Origin of the sequence: Granulicella sp. S190 (assembly GCF_009766095.1) — a bacterium.
Taxonomy (GTDB): domain Bacteria; phylum Acidobacteriota; class Terriglobia; order Terriglobales; family Acidobacteriaceae; genus Edaphobacter.
In genome coordinates this window covers 98,762-114,921 of sequence record NZ_LMUD01000039.1, presented here as the reverse complement: position 1 = coordinate 114,921, position 16,160 = coordinate 98,762, and the positions used below count along the sequence as shown (strand labels likewise).

16 protein-coding genes are annotated in these 16,160 nt (G+C 53.3%); 10 read left to right on the top strand and 6 right to left on the bottom strand.

All coding sequences use genetic code 11. The features are described 5' to 3' along the window. Window positions 1-6: 6 nt before the first annotated feature. From GSQ94_RS17145 to GSQ94_RS17135, 3 genes are all read right to left on the bottom strand, one after another. A complete protein-coding gene (locus GSQ94_RS17145) occupies window positions 7-306 on the bottom strand; it encodes a KH domain-containing protein (protein WP_158945079.1) in 300 nt (99 codons plus the stop codon). 291 nt (window positions 307-597) lie between these two features. Beyond that, window positions 598-846 (bottom strand): 30S ribosomal protein S16, encoded by a 249-nt coding sequence (rpsP, locus tag GSQ94_RS17140; protein WP_158945247.1) that lies wholly within the window; start codon window positions 844-846, stop codon window positions 598-600. A gap of 150 nt (window positions 847-996) precedes the next feature. Then, window positions 997-1,794: an alpha/beta hydrolase gene (locus GSQ94_RS17135; protein ID WP_158945078.1), complete on the bottom strand. Its 798-nt coding sequence runs from the start codon at window positions 1,792-1,794 to the stop codon at window positions 997-999. A gap of 144 nt (window positions 1,795-1,938) precedes the next feature. Here GSQ94_RS17135 and GSQ94_RS17130 point away from each other — a divergent pair, with 144 nt between their 5' ends. From GSQ94_RS17130 to GSQ94_RS17110, 5 genes are all read left to right on the top strand, one after another. Beyond that, the gene (locus GSQ94_RS17130; protein ID WP_158945077.1) at window positions 1,939-2,649 is read left to right on the top strand and encodes an esterase family protein; all 711 of its coding nucleotides are present in this window, start codon (window positions 1,939-1,941) and stop codon (window positions 2,647-2,649) included. Between the two features lie 43 nt (window positions 2,650-2,692). Continuing rightward, window positions 2,693-3,736, top strand: a complete 1,044-nt coding sequence (locus tag GSQ94_RS17125) for a RimK family alpha-L-glutamate ligase (RefSeq protein ID WP_158945076.1) — start codon at window positions 2,693-2,695, stop codon at window positions 3,734-3,736. 163 nt (window positions 3,737-3,899) lie between these two features. Further along, window positions 3,900-3,998 carry a darcynin family protein gene (locus GSQ94_RS21910; protein WP_216843125.1) on the top strand — a complete coding sequence of 33 codons (99 nt, stop codon included), beginning with the start codon at window positions 3,900-3,902 and terminating at the stop codon, window positions 3,996-3,998. Between the two features lie 134 nt (window positions 3,999-4,132). After that, window positions 4,133-5,236, top strand: coding sequence for a carboxylate-amine ligase (locus tag GSQ94_RS17115; protein ID WP_158945075.1), 1,104 nt, complete (start codon window positions 4,133-4,135; stop codon window positions 5,234-5,236). 506 nt (window positions 5,237-5,742) lie between these two features. Next, entirely contained in the window at window positions 5,743-6,801 is a 1,059-nt protein-coding gene (locus GSQ94_RS17110; protein ID WP_158945074.1) for an aminopeptidase, read from the top strand. Window positions 6,802-6,838: 37 nt separating this feature from the next. Here the strand turns inward: GSQ94_RS17110 and GSQ94_RS17105 are convergent, their stop codons facing one another. Genes GSQ94_RS17105 through serS form a run of 3 tightly spaced genes read right to left on the bottom strand, consistent with a single transcriptional unit; the run spans window position 6,839 to window position 9,300 of the window. Beyond that, on the bottom strand, window positions 6,839-7,543 hold the full coding sequence (locus GSQ94_RS17105; protein ID WP_158945073.1) for an outer membrane lipoprotein-sorting protein: 705 nt from the start codon (window positions 7,541-7,543) through the stop codon (window positions 6,839-6,841). A gap of 44 nt (window positions 7,544-7,587) precedes the next feature. Then, window positions 7,588-7,968, bottom strand: coding sequence for a hypothetical protein (locus GSQ94_RS17100; protein WP_158945072.1), 381 nt, complete (start codon window positions 7,966-7,968; stop codon window positions 7,588-7,590). A 3-nt stretch (window positions 7,969-7,971) separates the two neighbouring features. Next, on the bottom strand, window positions 7,972-9,300 hold the full coding sequence (gene serS, locus GSQ94_RS17095) for a serine--tRNA ligase (RefSeq protein WP_158945071.1): 1,329 nt from the start codon (window positions 9,298-9,300) through the stop codon (window positions 7,972-7,974). 123 nt (window positions 9,301-9,423) lie between these two features. Here serS and GSQ94_RS17090 point away from each other — a divergent pair, with 123 nt between their 5' ends. The 5 genes from GSQ94_RS17090 to GSQ94_RS17070 all read left to right on the top strand — a co-directional run. Beyond that, window positions 9,424-10,395 carry a dihydroorotate dehydrogenase gene (locus GSQ94_RS17090; protein ID WP_254063943.1) on the top strand — a complete coding sequence of 324 codons (972 nt, stop codon included), beginning with the start codon at window positions 9,424-9,426 and terminating at the stop codon, window positions 10,393-10,395. Window positions 10,396-10,435: 40 nt separating this feature from the next. Beyond that, a complete protein-coding gene (purH, locus tag GSQ94_RS17085) occupies window positions 10,436-12,049 on the top strand; it encodes a bifunctional phosphoribosylaminoimidazolecarboxamide formyltransferase/IMP cyclohydrolase (RefSeq protein WP_158945070.1) in 1,614 nt (537 codons plus the stop codon). Between the two features lie 342 nt (window positions 12,050-12,391). Then, the gene (locus GSQ94_RS17080) at window positions 12,392-14,299 is read left to right on the top strand and encodes a tetratricopeptide repeat protein (protein ID WP_254063942.1); all 1,908 of its coding nucleotides are present in this window, start codon (window positions 12,392-12,394) and stop codon (window positions 14,297-14,299) included. A gap of 69 nt (window positions 14,300-14,368) precedes the next feature. Further along, window positions 14,369-15,511, top strand: a complete 1,143-nt coding sequence (gene dgt, locus GSQ94_RS17075; protein ID WP_158945068.1) for a dGTP triphosphohydrolase — start codon at window positions 14,369-14,371, stop codon at window positions 15,509-15,511. 62 nt (window positions 15,512-15,573) lie between these two features. Next, the coding region (locus GSQ94_RS17070) for a DUF4126 domain-containing protein (protein WP_158945245.1) at window positions 15,574-16,160 on the top strand (587 nt) is incomplete at its 3' end.

Genomic DNA, 16,160 nt, shown 5'->3' with positions numbered 1-16,160 from the left:
AGTACTCTAGGGCGCGGCTGGCGGGTCGTGTTCCACGATGTCTAATGAAAAACGATGCTTCAGCTTCATGCTGGCTGCACTCAGGATCGTTCTCATAGAACGTGCTGTTCGACCCTGTTTGCCTATCACTTTGCCTACATCACTGGTGGCAACCCGCAAACGAATCGCGGTGCTTTCGCCATCTTGTATGGCCTCGACCGAGACACTGTCTGGGTCGTCTACCAAGGCACGGGCTATCTCCGCTACAAGGTCTGTCATGTTCTTTACAGGGTTTTCCCCTGCAGGAAACTGAGTTGCCTGGGTCATCACACACCTTCTGGGTCTGGGAGTCACGATGAAACGCTCAAGCTCTTTCCCTCTGTCTCGTCTAATGCGAGATCTTTGAAAAAGTGCTGCAACGAGCAAATCATCGGTCGCAGAGCGTCCAAGGCTGTACACCCTGGGCTCTCTGCTTTTGCAAGGCCAACTGCATGCGACTGTGCAATACCAAGGAGTCTACGTCAAAAGGTGTGCAGTGCGAAGCACTTGGAACATACTGTGTCAGCTATCTTTGGGAACCAACATCTTATGCCCAAAGATAGCATCGACCAGTGACCCTTAGGCGACGGCTACAGCTTCTGATGGCTTATGCGCCATCAGCTTTCCAACGCGCTCCGACAATTGCGCTCCATTGCCAGTCCAGTAGTCAATACGGTCACGCTTTAGGTCAACCGTCGCAGGGTTTGTACGCGGATTGTAGGTGCCGACAACCTCGACCGACCGGCCGTTACGGGCGCGGTCTTTTTCAATAACAACGATACGGTAGTGCGGTTGCTTACGCGCTCCAACGCGCGCCAAACGGATCATCAACACTGGCATTGCCTTTCAGAACATTTTTGGTTTGGGTGACATAGCCGCGCTGTCGAATCTTTCTCTGAACAGGGACCTTAGATATATTACCCAACATCTAAGTATGGCTGAAAACACAGCTTTTCGCAACGGAGAAGCGAAACTCCCTTAAACGGGCGGAAAGAGGAACCGCAATACATCCCCAAAGCGTGCCGACCAGGCATTTTCATCGTGGACGCCATCAGGATCCTTCATATAAACAAAGTCTTTCCCAGCCTTCCAGCCGTGCTTCACTAACACACGCTCTAGTAAATCCGCATCCCGCACATGACGCGCTCCCTCTGCTGTCCCTATATCCAGCCAGATACGCAATTCAGGCTTTGAGCTGCGCAAGTCGAGCATGCGAACAACACTGCGCTGATTCCACCAGAGCGAAGGCGACATCGCTGCCAGCTTTCCGAACACCTCTGGACATGTAAAGCCAACATAAAGCGAGATCAATCCTCCTAAAGAAGACCCGCCAAGGCCTGTGTCTTTCGCCCCTCGTAACGTGCGGTAGGAGTTGTCGATTAGCGGCTTCAGCTCCTCGACCAGCAGTCTCCCATAGTTGCGGCCTTCGCCACCACCCATCTTGAAGTCACGCGTCGGCGTGTACTCCGCCATTCGACGAAGCCCCGTATTGGCAACCCCTACTAGGATCACAGGCTCGATCTCACCGTCCAACGTGAGCCGGTCGGCTGTGGTATGAGCATTCCAGGTTTGTCCCGCGAGATAAGAAGTGCGCCCGTCAAACAAGTTTTGCCCATCCTGCAGGTAAAAAACAGGGAAGCGGCGTTCTTCCTGCTGCAGGTACTGAGGAGGCAGATACACCGACACTGCGCGGTCGTCAGGCAAAATCTCCGAGTGAAATTCGCGCACAATATATCTCGGATTGGAATCGAGATCGTTTGCGATATGCTCACTCATCTCGCCTGCGGGCGAGTTCGCAGAAGTAGTTTTGCACTCAAGAGTCTCAAGCGCCGGAATGGATTGGGATGGCGATAATTGTTTCAATGCTGAAGAAGCTTCTCCAATAAAATACGATTGCATCAGACTAGCAGAGGGAGCTCGATGAAACGCGAATACCACAAATGGTTCTCACCCTCTCTTGGGCGTGATATGGAACTGCTTGCCTTCGGACACGCAGGCTATCCCGCAATCGTCTTCCCCACGTCCTGCGGCCGCTTCTACGAGTTTGAAGACCGCCAAATGGTCAGCACCGTTCAGGACAAGCTCGAGCACGGCCACCTCCAGCTCTATTGCGTCGACTCGGTCGACGGAGAAAGCTGGTACAACCGTGATGTTCCACCACGCTGGCGCATAGCTCGCCAATTGCAGTATGACAACTACATCATCAAGGAGGTGGTACCTCTTATCCGCCAGTTGAATCAGTACTCCGGTCTAGGTGCCATCGGCACTAGCTTTGGCGGCTATCATGCTATGAATACTGCCCTTCGGCATCCCGATATTTTCACTGGCATGCTTTCTATGAGTGGAGCGTTTGATCCTTCCAACTTTCTCCGCGGTTACTACGATGACGACTGCTACTTCAATATCCCCATGCACTATCTCCCCAATATCGGCGACCCTTGGTATCTCGATCGTTACCGTCGTAACACTTATGTCCTCGCAACAGGTGTGCATGATCAATGTTGGAACGACAACGAACGAATGGCACAGATCTTTCACAATAAAAATATTCCCTGCCGTCTCGACGTTTGGGGCGATAACACAGGCCATGACTGGCCTTGGTGGCAGAGAATGTTGCAGACTTATCTCTAGTTCGCAAGCAAAACTCACCTAATAACCTTCTATGGAGGATTCAGTGAAGAAGATCGGTGTCCTGTTCGGAATGGAAAATACCTTTCCCGGTGCGTTGGTCGATCGCATCAACGGAATGGAGATCGAGGGCATTCGGGCTGAGTTCGTCTGCGTAGGTGGAGTTCAAATGGCCGCGCCCTCAGGCTACGCCGTCATCGTCGATCGTATCTCCCACGACATGCCTTTCTACCGAGCATTTCTCAAGAACGCTGCCCTTACCGGCACACAGATCATCAACAATCCTTTTTGGTGGTCGGCGGACGATAAGTTCTTCAACTATGCTCTGGCTGCGAAGTTAGGCGTGGCTGTCCCAAAGACCGTCCTTTTGCCCCATAAGAGGTTTCCTCCACAAATTAACGAGCGCTCACTTCGAAATCTTCAGTTTCCCCTCGACTGGGACGGAATCTTCGACTATGTAGGTTTCCCGGCCTTTCTCAAGCCACATGATGGCGGTGGTTGGCGCGATGTCTTTCACGTTCACAACCGCGACGAGTTCTTCCACGCCTACGACCAGACCCGCGACCTTTGCATGACCCTTCAGGCCGCAGTCAACTTCAAAGAGTACTTCCGCTGTTACGTTGTAGGTCAGGCCGACGTCCGAATTATGCCCTACGACCCGCGCCGCCCGCATGAGCAGCGCTACGTCCTCGACCCACCTGAGTACGATAAGAAGCTCCTCAAGCGCGTCGAAAAAGATGCCCTAACCCTATGCAAAGCCCTCGGCTACGACCTCAATACTGTAGAGTTCGCAGTAGAAGATGGCATCCCCTACGCCATCGACTTCATGAACCCCGCACCTGACGCGGACCTCCACTCCGTCGGCAAAGAAAGTTTCGAGTGGATCGTCGACAAAGTCGCAAACCTCGCCGTAAAGAAAGCGCAATTCGCCAGCACGCTCCAGAAGCAGTTGAACTGGGGCTCTTTCCTCGCCGGTCCGGCGACAAAGCAACCTGCCGCTGTGACAGCCACGAAAGCGTCACCGAAAAAAGCCCCGGCAAAGGCAGTTAAAAAGACAGCCACAAAGAAATCCGCCAAGAAAGCTCCTTGACCGCCCCTCCACTGGCGGGCTGCTGCTGACCCAATCTGCGGAGAGATACCCGAACATAGCTCGTCTTACACGAGACTCTAGACCTTCGGCATCTCTCTCTTTGCGTTCGCCGGCCCGTCCACAATGCCTTTGATGATCACTAGCAGAGCTTTTGGTCTAAGAGCTGCGCGAAACGCCCTTTTGGGACCGCTACTTCTCCATCCTGGAGATTCTGCCCGGAGTTGAGAATGCTTACGCCCAGAACTATACCGAGCCGCGCTGACGGCCTGACAAAGCCGGCGAACGAGGCTGTTCGCGAGTGCAGCCTCGTTCTTACAAAGCCCACTTCAAGAACCCTTCACCCTTAAAAAGCCCCGGATGATACGCTTCTCACTCAAACTGAAAACAGGAGAGTGTATGCGGCCATCCTTCACGCTAGGCATCGAAGAGGAGTACCAGACAGTAGACCCCGAAACCCGCGATCTACGCTCGCACATTGCGACTGAAATGCTCGCTAAGGGCAAGCTCCGCCTCGAAGAGCGCGTCAAGGCCGAGATGCATCAGTCCGTCATCGAAGTAGGCACTCGCATCTGCAGCAACATTCAGGTAGCGCAAGAGGATCTCTTCGATCTCCGCCGCAACATGATCGCGTTAGCCGAAGAGCACAACCTTCTGCTCATCGCCGGAGCCACGCATCCTTTTGCTGACTGGCGCGTTCAGGAAATCTACCCTGACCCCCGCTATGCTCAGGTTGTCGAAGACCTCCAGCTCGTTGCCCGAGCCAACCTCATCTTCGGCCTCCACGTACACGTCGGCATTGAAGACCGCGAAGCCGCCATCCGCATCATGAACTCGCTTCGCTACTTCCTTCCTCACATCCTCGCCCTCTCCACTAACTCCCCCTTTTGGCTAGGAATGGAGACGGGCTACAAGAGCTACCGCGCCAAGGTCTTTGAAAACTTTCCTCGCACTAATCTCCCCGATAGTTTCGCCAGCTACTCGGAGTTTGAGAGCTACGTCAACCTACTTATCAAGACCAACTCGATCGACAATGCAAAAAAAATTTGGTGGGATGTACGTCCTCATCCTTTCTTCGATACTGTCGAGGTCCGCATTTGCGATATTCCCCTCCGTGCGCAAGAGTCAATTGCCATCGCGGCACTAATTCAGGCTACAGCATGCAAACTCTGGCACCTACACTCAAAGAACATCGACTATCGCCAGTACTCCCGCGCGCTGCTCATGGAAAACAAATTCCGCGCCGTTCGCTACGGCATCGACGGCAAGATGATCGACTTTGGCAAACAAACCGAAGTTCCTGTCCGAGAGCTCATCCTCGAATATCTTGCATTCATCGACGACGTCGTAGACGAGCTAGGCAGTCGCAACGAGCTCAACTACATTCACACCATGCTTGCGCAAGGCACCGGTGCCGATCGCCAGCTCAAGGTCTTCCACGAAACCGGCAGCCTCAAATCCGTAGTCGACTACATGGCCGCAGAAACCCGCGCCGGCCTCTAAGCGCAGCGAGGAATCCCACCATTTATTTTGCTGTTGTCATTCCCGAAGGGAATCTGCGTTTGTTGCCTTTTGCCTCGGTGATGCGTTATCACTACCGCCTCCATTCTTCGCTACTGCCAACCAGACGCCTTAAACATCCTGTCAAGCCCTAAGCTACAAATCCCCTTGCCAGACAAGCAGATTCGGGTGGCACACCACCCGTCCGAACCCGATATAATTAACACAGTCCTATAAATGGAAACCCCGACAGGCGTCGGGGTTTCTTTTTTACCGACAGTTCATAGAAAATGAAGACTCTACAAAACTCCATAACATCTTCAAGACCTAACGCAACGGGGCAAAACCAAGTCCAAACCTAAGTCTCAACGATGGAATACTTTAGAACAGAAACGATGGGGTAGGGCTCTATCGGATGGCCACTCCCGCTAAGAGAGATTCCTTTTCCTCCTGTAAGGCAGCGGTAACAAGCTATCTTAGAGAGAAGTTTTACTCGGAAGGCCGCACCCATGATGGATCAAGCAATACAGACAGCACCAGACCTTCGCGCCACCGCCTTCCCAGCAGAGTTCACACCAGGCGCTCGTAACGCGGTCACCACCTGCCTGCGCGTCCAGCCCAACGAGAAGGTCACTCTCATCACCGACGAGCGCTGCCTCACCATTGCGGCCTCTCTCGTCGCCGAACTAGAGCGCATCGGCTGCACCTGGAATGCTTTCGTCCTCGAAGCCCTCTCGCCGCGACCTCTCACTGATCTTCCTGCGGCAATCCTTGCTGATATGGAGACTTCGCAGGTCAGCATTTTTGCAGTTGAAGTCCAGCCGAACGAACTCCGCAGTCGCATGCAGATGACAGACGTTGTCAATCGCCGCCGTATGCGCCACGCACACATGGTCAACATCACCCCTGAAATCATGACCCAAGGAATGCGCGCCGACTTCCTCGCTATTGATCGCCTCTCACAAGCGGTCCTTGATAAGGTCCGTGTCGCCACATACGTTCGCGCTACAACCCCAGCGGGTACGGACATTCATGCCCAGTTCAATCCTGACTATCGATGGTTTAAGACCTCTGGAATTATCTCCACTGAAAAGTGGGGTAATCTTCCTGGCGGCGAGTGTTTTACAGCACCCGGCGAGGTGAACGGTGTTTTTGTGGTTGACGGCGTTGTTGGCGATTATCTTTGTGCGCGCTATGGGATCCTACGTGCACAGCCGTTGACTATTAATATCGAAGGAAACCGCATTACTAAAGTCTCCAGCGAGAACAAAGATTTGGAGCGAGACTTCTGGACCTACACTCACACTGACGAGAACTCCGACCGTGTCGGTGAGTTTGCCATCGGCACGAACATCGGCGTTGATCGCGTCATAGGTAACATTCTTCAAGACGAAAAGTTCCCGGGGATCCACATCGCCTTCGGAGATCCGTACGGGGCTCACACTGGAGCTCCATGGAAATCATCTACTCACATCGATGTGGTCGGTCTGGAGTTCAGCATTTGGCTTGGAGACGCGGATGGCGAAGAGCAAATTATGCGCGACGGCCATTTCTTGCTCGATGCATAATCGATGTCGTAATAGCGCCAGTCAAGGCTAAAGCATCTTAGTGTGAATCGGTAGTGGTCTTGCCGTCGGTTTTTATCTGATACGGCTTGGTGTCGACGCCCTGGTTGTATTTGATATTGTTGTAAACAGCGGTTCTATAGTCTTCTGAAGGTAGATAAAGGCTTTGTTTCAATTCGATTCCGCGCACAGGGTCAACCCAGATGGTCATGTGAGTGCAATTGTTGCGAAGTGCGGGATCTTTGGGAACTAAATCCAGCTTTGCTGTTTGCACGCCGTTGACTATCTCATCTCCTAAGTCCGAGATTGTCCATGCCTTTGCGAGATCTTTTCCGCTGCCACCGAAGCCTACTGTCAGAAAACTTTCTAGCTGAGCTTTATTTTTTGTTGCATCAACGACCGTCAGATGATCGATAGAAGGATCGTAGAGTCGAAGTAGCCCATTCTTGAATTCGATAATCTTGAGAGAGGGAGAAACCATCTTCACTCCCATTACAGTTACAGGCCCTTCTTTTTTGAAGTAGATGGTACCTTTCTGCGTGGTCGTCTGCTGCACAACCTTCTCGTAGAGATCCCACTGAAAACTGGCCTCCGTCGACTGGAACTTCAGGCTCGCTGCATCCATCTGCCGTAATACTTCATCCAGATGGCCCGGCTTTGGTTGTGCAAATGCGGAGGATATAGCGAGCCCTGAAACGACTGACGATAAGATGAGTAAGGTCGCGATGCGTCTTAGGGTGGTCATAATCAGGTGCTCCCATTTGTTAGATGCCTTATGCGTCAAGATGTTTAGCGTAGGACCCAGGCGTTGTAAGCGATGATTTTGCCTTGGGTATCACGAACAGCTTCGTACCGTTCCAAGGATACCTCCCCCGAGATCGGTTCAATTACACGTAGGATTGAAGCTTTGCGCTCAGAATCCGTACTCGCGCCGCTCATATCATCTGCCCGAACCTGGTAGATGAAACGGCTGCTTCCTCCAGAGCTTCCAGCTTCTCGAACCAACACCTCGCTCGCATGTAGCGCAACAGTCTCAACAGGTTTGTCCTTGAAGTCGATGAAGTATGGTGAGACAAACATGAAGACTAGAATGGCTGTCACCATAACGTCATAATGGAAGCTACCCCGCTCATAAGCCCAAAAGATGTAGTTTCGAATTAGTTTGAACATGGATTAGCTCCTGCCCTGTTGTTTGCGAATGACAGTATCGCCGTTCATATAAGGAACTAACACCGCTGGGATCCGTATGGTGCCATCTGCTTGCTGATAGTTTTCCAAGATTGCAAGATAGGTGCGGCCTACGGCAAGACCGCTACCGTTAAGCGTGTGAAGAAATTCACTCTTTTTTGCTCCGGCCGGGCGATAGCGAATATTTGCCCTGCGAGCCTGGAATGACCCAAAGTTCGAACAGGAAGAGATTTCTCGATAGAGGCTTTGGCCGGGTAGCCAGACTTCCAGATCATAAGTCTTGGATGCAGAAAACCCCATATCCCCAGCACATAACAGCATGCGCCGATAGGGCAGACCGAGGCGTTCGAGCACGGTCTCTGCATGCCGGGTAAGGCGTTCGTGTTCGACACCCGAATCTTCCGGACGTACAAACTTTACTAATTCGACCTTCTGAAACTGATGCTGTCGAATCATGCCGCGAACATCCTTACCGTAGGATCCTGCCTCAGAGCGGAAACATGGAGTGTAAGCGCAGAAGGATATCGGAAGCTGTGATTCGTCCAGAGTCTCATCGCGAAAAAGGTTTGTAACGGGCACCTCAGCGGTGGGGATGAGCCAGTGGTCGTTCTCCTGATAGACTCCGGGCTCGTAGCTGCCTTTGTCATCGCAATGAAAGAGGTCTTCGGCGAACTTGGGTAACTGGCCAGTGCCAAAGAGTGACTTCGAATTGACCATGTAAGGCGGGAGAACCTCGGTATAGCCATGCTCTTTGGTATGAAGGTCGAGCATATAGTTTGCGAGAGCACGCTCCAGCCTTGCCCCCTGACCAAAGTGGACGACAAAGCGCGAGCCAGAGATCTTGGCAGCGCGGTTGAAGTCTAGAATTCCTAGCGACTCGCCAAGCTCCCAGTGAGGTTTGGCGGTGAATTCGAAGGAATGTTTGTCACCCCAGGTCTTTTCTTCACGATTTTCTTCGGCCGACTTGCCAGTAGGAACGTCATCCTGGGGAAGATTGGGGAGAGCCTGTAAAATCTCACGCAGGCGCGAGTCGGAGACTGCTGCAGCCGATTCGAGATACTCCGCCTCAGACTTAAGAGATCGTGTTTGATAAGCCTGCGAGGTGGTGTCGGCACCTTCGCGCTTTAGCTTTGCAATCTCGTCCGTCAGCCTGTTGCGCTGGGCTTTAAGTGTTTCTACTTGAGTAATGGCTTCGCGGCGTTTGCGGTCGATATCTGTGAAGTTACCTAGCGCAGTGGAGGGGTCCATTCCACGTGCACGTAATTTTTCTTCTACGAGGGGCAGGTTCGCCCGCACAAATGCAAGATCGATCATCACTATACATTTTAGCGTCTTCGCTGGGAAACGGGGATAAGACCGCGCAATCGCAGCAAAATGAAGTTACCCTTAGGAATATGCGAAAGTTTGTCTCGGTGCTGACTACAGTGATCAGGGCAGATGCGCGAGAACAACTGGAAGGAAAGAGGAAGAGTGAACGCCTCTAAACGAAGTAAAGATCCTGATATGCGAGTAACCGTGGCAGGGGTTGAATTTGCATCACCTGTGATTGCCGCAAGCGGAACTTTTGGCTACGGAGTTGAGTTCGAGGATATTGTCTCCTTGGAGCGTATTGGAGGATTTGTTACCAAAGGGTTGTCACGCGAACCAATGGCAGGTAATCCCGCTCCGCGGATTATAGAAACGTCTGCAGGGATGATGAATGCTATTGGACTGCAGAATATGGGAGTTAGAGCTTTTATCGCCGAAAAGCTTCCTAAACTGAGGAAAGTTAAGGGTGCAGTCATTATTGCAAATGTATTCGGTTTTACCATCGAAGATTGTCTTGAGGTCATTCAGGCTTTGAATGATGCACCTGGCATCGCGATGTATGAGCTAAATGCAAGTTGCCCCAATACGAGTCATGGAGGTATGGTCTTCGGCACTGATCCACCTCAGCTTTGGGAGCTGGTTGCGCGGTGCAAGGCAGTCGCTCGCCGACCTCTTATGGTCAAGCTTTCCCCTAATGTCACCGACATCGGATTGATGGCCCGCGTTGCAGCCGACGGTGGAGCGGATTCGGTTTCACTCGTCAATACCTTTGTCTCTCTTGCCATCGATGTCGAGACAAGGCTGCCTCGTATAGCCAACGTCACCGGAGGACTCTCTGGACCCGCGATTAAGCCGATTGCAGTGCGAATGGTACACGAGGTTTCAAAGAACGTGACCATTCCAATCGTCGGCATGGGAGGAATCGTGAGGGCCGAAGATGCAGTGGAGTTCATGATGGCAGGAGCCACGGCAGTGCAAGTTGGGACGGCCAGCTACGCAGATCCCCGTGCCGTCGAAAATATTGCCAATGCTCTAAAACGTTGGTGCTCCTCACACGAAATCGTTCAAGTAAGTTCGCTCACAGGAACCGCCTTACTCTAAAGGTGTGACTTAGCTTCCGCTGGCTTAGAATAGTCAGGTGATGATTGAACACGATATTGATTCCTCAGCTGTTTCTACTGATCTTCGTCAGATTCGCCGCGCTTTACTGTCAGTGACCGATAAGACTGGGCTTGTTGATTTCGCTCGAATCCTAGCTTCGTTCGATGTCGATCTGGTTTCGACGGGCGGAACTGCTCGTACGCTACGCGAAGCCGGCCTGCAGGTGCGTGATATTAGCGATCTGACTGGATTTCCCGAGATGCTCGATGGTCGCGTGAAGACGCTCCATCCAAAGGTTCATGGAGGAATATTGCACATTCGCGACAATGCGGAACACCTGACCTCTGTAGCCGAACACCATATCGAGCCAATCGATATGGTCGTGGTGAACCTTTATGCGTTTGAGAACACAGCCAATCGTCCCGGAGTTGCCTTTGCTGACATTATCGAAAATATTGATATAGGTGGACCTTCGATGGTGCGATCGGCGGCGAAAAACTTCGCGGATGTCGCGATCGTGACATCGGGTACGGACTACGCACGATTGGCAGATGAGATGGCTGCAAACTCTGGCAGCTTGAGCCATTCAACACGTTGGACTCTCGCCAAGAAGGCTTTCGCTGTCACAGCAGCTTACGATGCCGGTATAGCGACAGCACTGGAAAGCATCGAAACTCCTGGTGGCAAGGCTGCCTTTTCGCAAGAGCAGCTACCGCCAACAATTCGTGTCATCCAACCGATCCTCAAGACTCTTCGTTATGGGGAAAACCCTCATCAGAAAGCCGCTCTCTACACGGACGGTAGCAAAAACGGTATAGCGAATGCCAGACAGTTACAAGGTAAGGAGCTTAGCTACAACAACATCGTGGATCTTGATGCCTGTTGGGAGCTAGTAAGCGAGTTCGATGAACCTGCGGTTGTCATCATAAAACATACAAACCCCTGCGGAGCTTCTACTGGCGCAACTGTAGTTGAAGCCTACCAGCGGGCGCTTGAGTCTGATCCAGTATCGGCATTTGGCGGTGTAATTGGTATCAATCGCGAGGTGGATGCTGCCGCAGCGGATGAAATCGCCAAGCTATTCGTCGAAGCGATTGTGGCACCTTCTTTTACTGCAGAGGCACTGGAACGTTTTGCGACGAAGAAGAATCTCCGCCTAATCGAAATTTTACCTGCCGAGACACGACGTATTTTGAAGCAGGTTTCAGGCGGATTGTTGGTACAGAATGCCGACCAACTGCGTATCAAAGCAGGGGAGCTCAAGATCGTCTCTAAGCGCAACCCTACCGCAGAGGAGTCGCGTGCGCTCCTCTTTGCATGGCGGGTGTGCAAGCACGTCAAATCAAATGCAATTGTCTACGCTCGTTTTAGCAATGGACATGGTCAGACAGTCGGTATTGGGGCAGGCCAGATGAGTCGAGTGGATGCAGCACGTTTTGGTGCCATGAAAGCTGTACTACCGCTAAACGGTACAGTAGCCGCCTCTGATGCCTTTTTCCCCTTCGCTGACGGGTTAGAGGTTGTTGCAAAAGCGGGGGCTACAGCGGTAATTCAACCGGGCGGCTCAGTGCGGGATGCCGAGGTCGTTGAGGCTGCCGATCGATTGGGTATCGCTATGGCATTCACAGGCGTCAGGCACTTCCGTCATGGATAATCCTCCGATTTTGTTTCAAACGTGGATATAATCACCGCCATGCTGTCAAAATGGCTGGTCTGTGCCACCCTGCATCCAATCGGTCGGCGGTACCGTCTAACCAGTGTCTAGTTGCATCGCTTTGGCTTCCATTCCCTCGGCACAGGAAACTACATCATGACACCTCTCTTACGTGCCTCCTCTCTTCGTTACTCCCGTTTGATTCCCGTTGCAGCGTTTTTCTTTATAGCTCATACATTGGTCGCTCAAACACCAGATACTGCGAAGAGTTCAGTGACTTCAGTACAGGTTGATCGAGCCTCTTCTTACTATCACTATGGGTTAGCGCGACTATATGAAGATATGGCAGTTAATGCTGGACGGTCAGATTACGCCACACAAGCGGTGGAGCAGTACAAATTGGCTCTCGATGCCGATCCAAATTCACGTCTTCTGCAAGATGGTCTAGCTGACCTTTACTTTAAGATTGGTCGTATTCGGGAGGCCGTAACAGCTGCGCAAGATCAGGTGGGGAAGAATCCCGATGATATTGAAGCGCATACGTTGCTGGGAAAGGTCTATCTTCGGTCGCTGGGCGATATGCAGACCCCACAGTCCGGCCAAATGCTTCAACTGGCGATCACAGAATACGAGAAACTCGCGCAGCTAAAACCGAACGATGTAGAGGCGCATCTACTCCTGGGCCAGCTTTACGGTTTGAATCATGACTCCGGCAAAGCGGAGGCGCAGTTCAAGGCAGCACAAGGCATTGACGCAAATTCGGAAGAAGTTGCGCTCAACATGGCGCGACTTTACAGCGAGCAGGGAGATCCAAAACGTGCTGCCGATGTGCTCAATGCCGTGCCGGTTGATGATCGTTCACCTCGCGTCGAATTTGCTCTAGGAGCAAGCTATGAACAACTGAAGAAGAATAAAGATGCGATTGCCGCCTATCATCGGGCCTTGGATCTTGAGCCTGACAACCTGGACACCGAGCGGGGTCTCGCAAATGCTTTGCTGGCGGATGGTCAGCTTGATGAGGCGCTTAAGGTGCTGAATGGCATCGTCGCTGCCGAGCCGCAGGATGCTCAATCGCAAATCCACATCTCCGAGATTGAGCGGAGACAAGGGCACTATGACGATGCCCTGAAGACATTGGAAAAAGCTAAACCTTTAGCTCCAGACTCGCTGGAGCTTACTTACAACGAGGCTCTTATCTATGACTCGTTGGGTAGATATGACGATGCGACTGGAGTTTTATCCAAGCTAGTGGCAGATTCTGCGCATCCCGACGGGAAGTATACCGATGGGGAGAAGGCGAACCGTTCAATCTTTCTAGACCGCCTGGCTATCATCTACCGCGAGGAAAACAAGACTGTAGACGCTGTCGCTGCATACAAACAACTGGTTTCTCTTGGCGGTGATTACGTCAAGAGTGGCTATCAGGGCCAGATTGACGCCTATCGTGATGCCCATGAGTGGAAGGAAGCTACTGCAACTGCTGCTGAGATCGCGAAGGTGATGCCGAACGATCATGGGATTCAGTTGATGTATGCCGGGCAGCTTGCCGATACCGGTTCGGCTGAGCAAGGCATTGCGTTGGCGAATGCGCAGCTGCTGGCGACAAAGGGGACACCGGATGAACGTGATTCGCATCTGGCTTTGGCCCAGATTTATACACGCCTGAAACGTTACCAGGAGGCTTCTGTTGAGCTGACGAGCGCTGATGCGCTGGCGACGAAGCCGGATGAGAGGCTTTATGTAGCGTTTCTGCGCGGCGCGCTTTACGACCGGCAGAAGCAGTACGATCTGGCCGAAGCCGAGTTCCGGAAGGCGCTGGCGATCGATCCACAGAACGCAACCGTTCTCAACTATCTTGGCTACATGCTGGCAGATCGTGGCGTTCGGCTTCCTGAGGCGTTGACGATGATTCGGAAGGCAGTTGAGCTCGACCCGCAGAATGGTGCTTTCCTGGATTCGCTTGGGTGGGCTTACTACAAGTCGGGTCAATATGCGCTGGCTGAAGAAAATTTGCGCAAGGCGAATGAGAGGATTAACACGGATCCTACGGTTCACGACCACTTGGGGGAGGTCTATGAGAAGACCGGGAACCTGAAGATGGCGGTAGCCCAGTGGGAGAGGTCGATGACGGAGTATTCCCGATCCCTGCCGGCGGATGCTGACCCAATGGATGTGGCGAAGGTGCAGCACAAGCTCGAGAACGCTCGCGTGAAGCTGGCGAAGGGTGGAACCGCACCGGTCAAACAGTAGATAAGCAGTTCGACCAGAGGCCCTTCGAGAGATCTCGAGGGGCCTCTGCCGTTTACACTGGAGTAGACCATGTCCCTCGAGCTCCATCACTGCGCGGTCGTTGCCGATCCGGGCGACCTGCTGCTCACACGTGTGTATCCGGCACCTTTTCGGCCGTCGCGGACTCCGTTTCAGCGGGATCGGGAGCGGATTGTGCAGGCCAGAGCCTTCCGTCGGCTGGCAGGGAAGACGCAGGTGTTCACCAGCCGCGCTTCGGACCACTTTCGCAGCCGCCTTACCCACACCATTGAGGTTGCACAGATCGCCAGAGCGGCGGCAGCAGCGCTGGGACTTCAGGAAGATCTGGCGGAGACCCTGGCGCTGGTCCATGACATCGGCCACCCGCCGTTCGGACACGCCGGGGAGCGAGCGCTCGACAAGTGCCTGAAGCGCCATGGCCGCGGGTTCGACCATAATATTCATGCTCTGCGCATCGTCGACCACTTTGAGCTGCGATATGCGGCTCATCGTGGGTTGAACCTGACGCTGGGCGTTCGCGAGGGTATCATCAAACACTCGCGTGACTACAGTATCGAGAAGCATCCCGATCTGACGGGCTTACTGCTCGAACAGCGTCCCCCGCTGGAGGCGCAGTTGATCGATCTGGCCGACGAGATCGCCTACCTGACGGCAGATCTCGATGATGGCGTCGAGTCGGGGCTGCTTGAGATCGGCCACATCTGCGAACATGTGGATATTGTTGCGCGCTGTTACAAGACCGTGGAGCGGGAGCATGCTGGAGTCGATGAGAAGTTCCTGTTCAACGAAGCATTGCAGTTGATGCAGAACGTCCTTACCGATGACCTGATTGAAAATACTGCTCTCAACACGCATGCAATAGGGGCTGAATCGCTTGCCGATATCCGCAGGCATCCGAGCCGGCTGGCGTTGTTTTCGCCTGAGGTTGAGGCTCAGCGTCTGCAGGAGAAACAGTACCTCTACGACACTCTCTACACCTGCCGGGCGCTTGAACATGAGCATGATAAGGCGGAGGAGGTGGTCACGGCGCTGTTCGACTACTGGATCAACGATCCCGAGGAGCTGCCGGTGAACCACTTCGAGTCGGTCGAGAAGCAGGGTCTGGCGCGCGTCGTAGCCGACTACATCGCCGGTATGACCGATAGCTTCATCCTGTTGCAGTACGCGCAGATCAAGCGCGCGGTGCGGCGATAGAGCTTTCTGCCAAATAATAAAAGTGCACGGTCTCTTTCGAGAGAGGGTACACTTTCAGCCAAATGAGCTTCAGCCCGGCGAACATTACGGCGCTTGTGATTGCGGCCAGCTTTGCGGCTGGGCTGAACATCTATGCCACGGTGCTGACGCTGGGGCTGCTGGCGCGTACGCAGTGGGTGGCGTTGCCTCCTGGACTGGACTCGTTGGGGCACACCTGGGTGCTGGTGGTGTGCGGGATCATGTTTGCGATCGAGTTTGTGGCGGATAAGATTCCTGCGTTCGATATGATCTGGAACGCGCTGCATACGGTGATTCGAATTCCGATTGCGGCGCTGGTGGCGTATCACGCAAGCTCGCAGCTTTCGCCGCAGATGCAGGTGCTGGCGACCGCCATTGGAGCGGCAGTGGCGTTGGCGGCGCATGGGTCGAAGACGGCTTTGCGTGCGGCGGTTACGCCTAGTCCGGAGCCGGTTTCGAATATTGCGTTGAGCTCGACCGAAGATGTTGCGGCGGTTGGGTTGACGTGGTTCGCGACTCACCATCCGGTGGTCGCGGCTTCGATTGCGCTGGTTCTGCTGGCGGCTGCGATTCTGGCGGCCCGTACGCTGCTGCGAGCGATACAGAGGCCTCTGCGGCGGCTGTTTGGGAC

Coding starts and splice junctions, on each gene's coding strand:
- GSQ94_RS17145 (WP_158945079.1), bottom strand. CDS start 306: ATGACCCAGGCAACTCAGTTTCCTGCAGGGGAAAACCCTGTAAAGAAC.
- purH (WP_158945070.1), top strand. CDS start 10,436: ATGATTGAACACGATATTGATTCCTCAGCTGTTTCTACTGATCTTCGT.
- serS (WP_158945071.1), bottom strand. CDS start 9,300: ATGATCGATCTTGCATTTGTGCGGGCGAACCTGCCCCTCGTAGAAGAA.
- GSQ94_RS17090 (WP_254063943.1), top strand. CDS start 9,424: ATGCGCGAGAACAACTGGAAGGAAAGAGGAAGAGTGAACGCCTCTAAA.
- GSQ94_RS17100 (WP_158945072.1), bottom strand. CDS start 7,968: ATGTTCAAACTAATTCGAAACTACATCTTTTGGGCTTATGAGCGGGGT.
- rpsP (WP_158945247.1), bottom strand. CDS start 846: ATGATCCGTTTGGCGCGCGTTGGAGCGCGTAAGCAACCGCACTACCGT.
- GSQ94_RS17110 (WP_158945074.1), top strand. CDS start 5,743: ATGATGGATCAAGCAATACAGACAGCACCAGACCTTCGCGCCACCGCC.
- GSQ94_RS17105 (WP_158945073.1), bottom strand. CDS start 7,543: ATGACCACCCTAAGACGCATCGCGACCTTACTCATCTTATCGTCAGTC.
- GSQ94_RS17115 (WP_158945075.1), top strand. CDS start 4,133: ATGCGGCCATCCTTCACGCTAGGCATCGAAGAGGAGTACCAGACAGTA.
- GSQ94_RS17080 (WP_254063942.1), top strand. CDS start 12,392: ATGGCAGTTAATGCTGGACGGTCAGATTACGCCACACAAGCGGTGGAG.
- dgt (WP_158945068.1), top strand. CDS start 14,369: ATGTCCCTCGAGCTCCATCACTGCGCGGTCGTTGCCGATCCGGGCGAC.
- GSQ94_RS17130 (WP_158945077.1), top strand. CDS start 1,939: ATGAAACGCGAATACCACAAATGGTTCTCACCCTCTCTTGGGCGTGAT.
- GSQ94_RS17135 (WP_158945078.1), bottom strand. CDS start 1,794: ATGAGTGAGCATATCGCAAACGATCTCGATTCCAATCCGAGATATATT.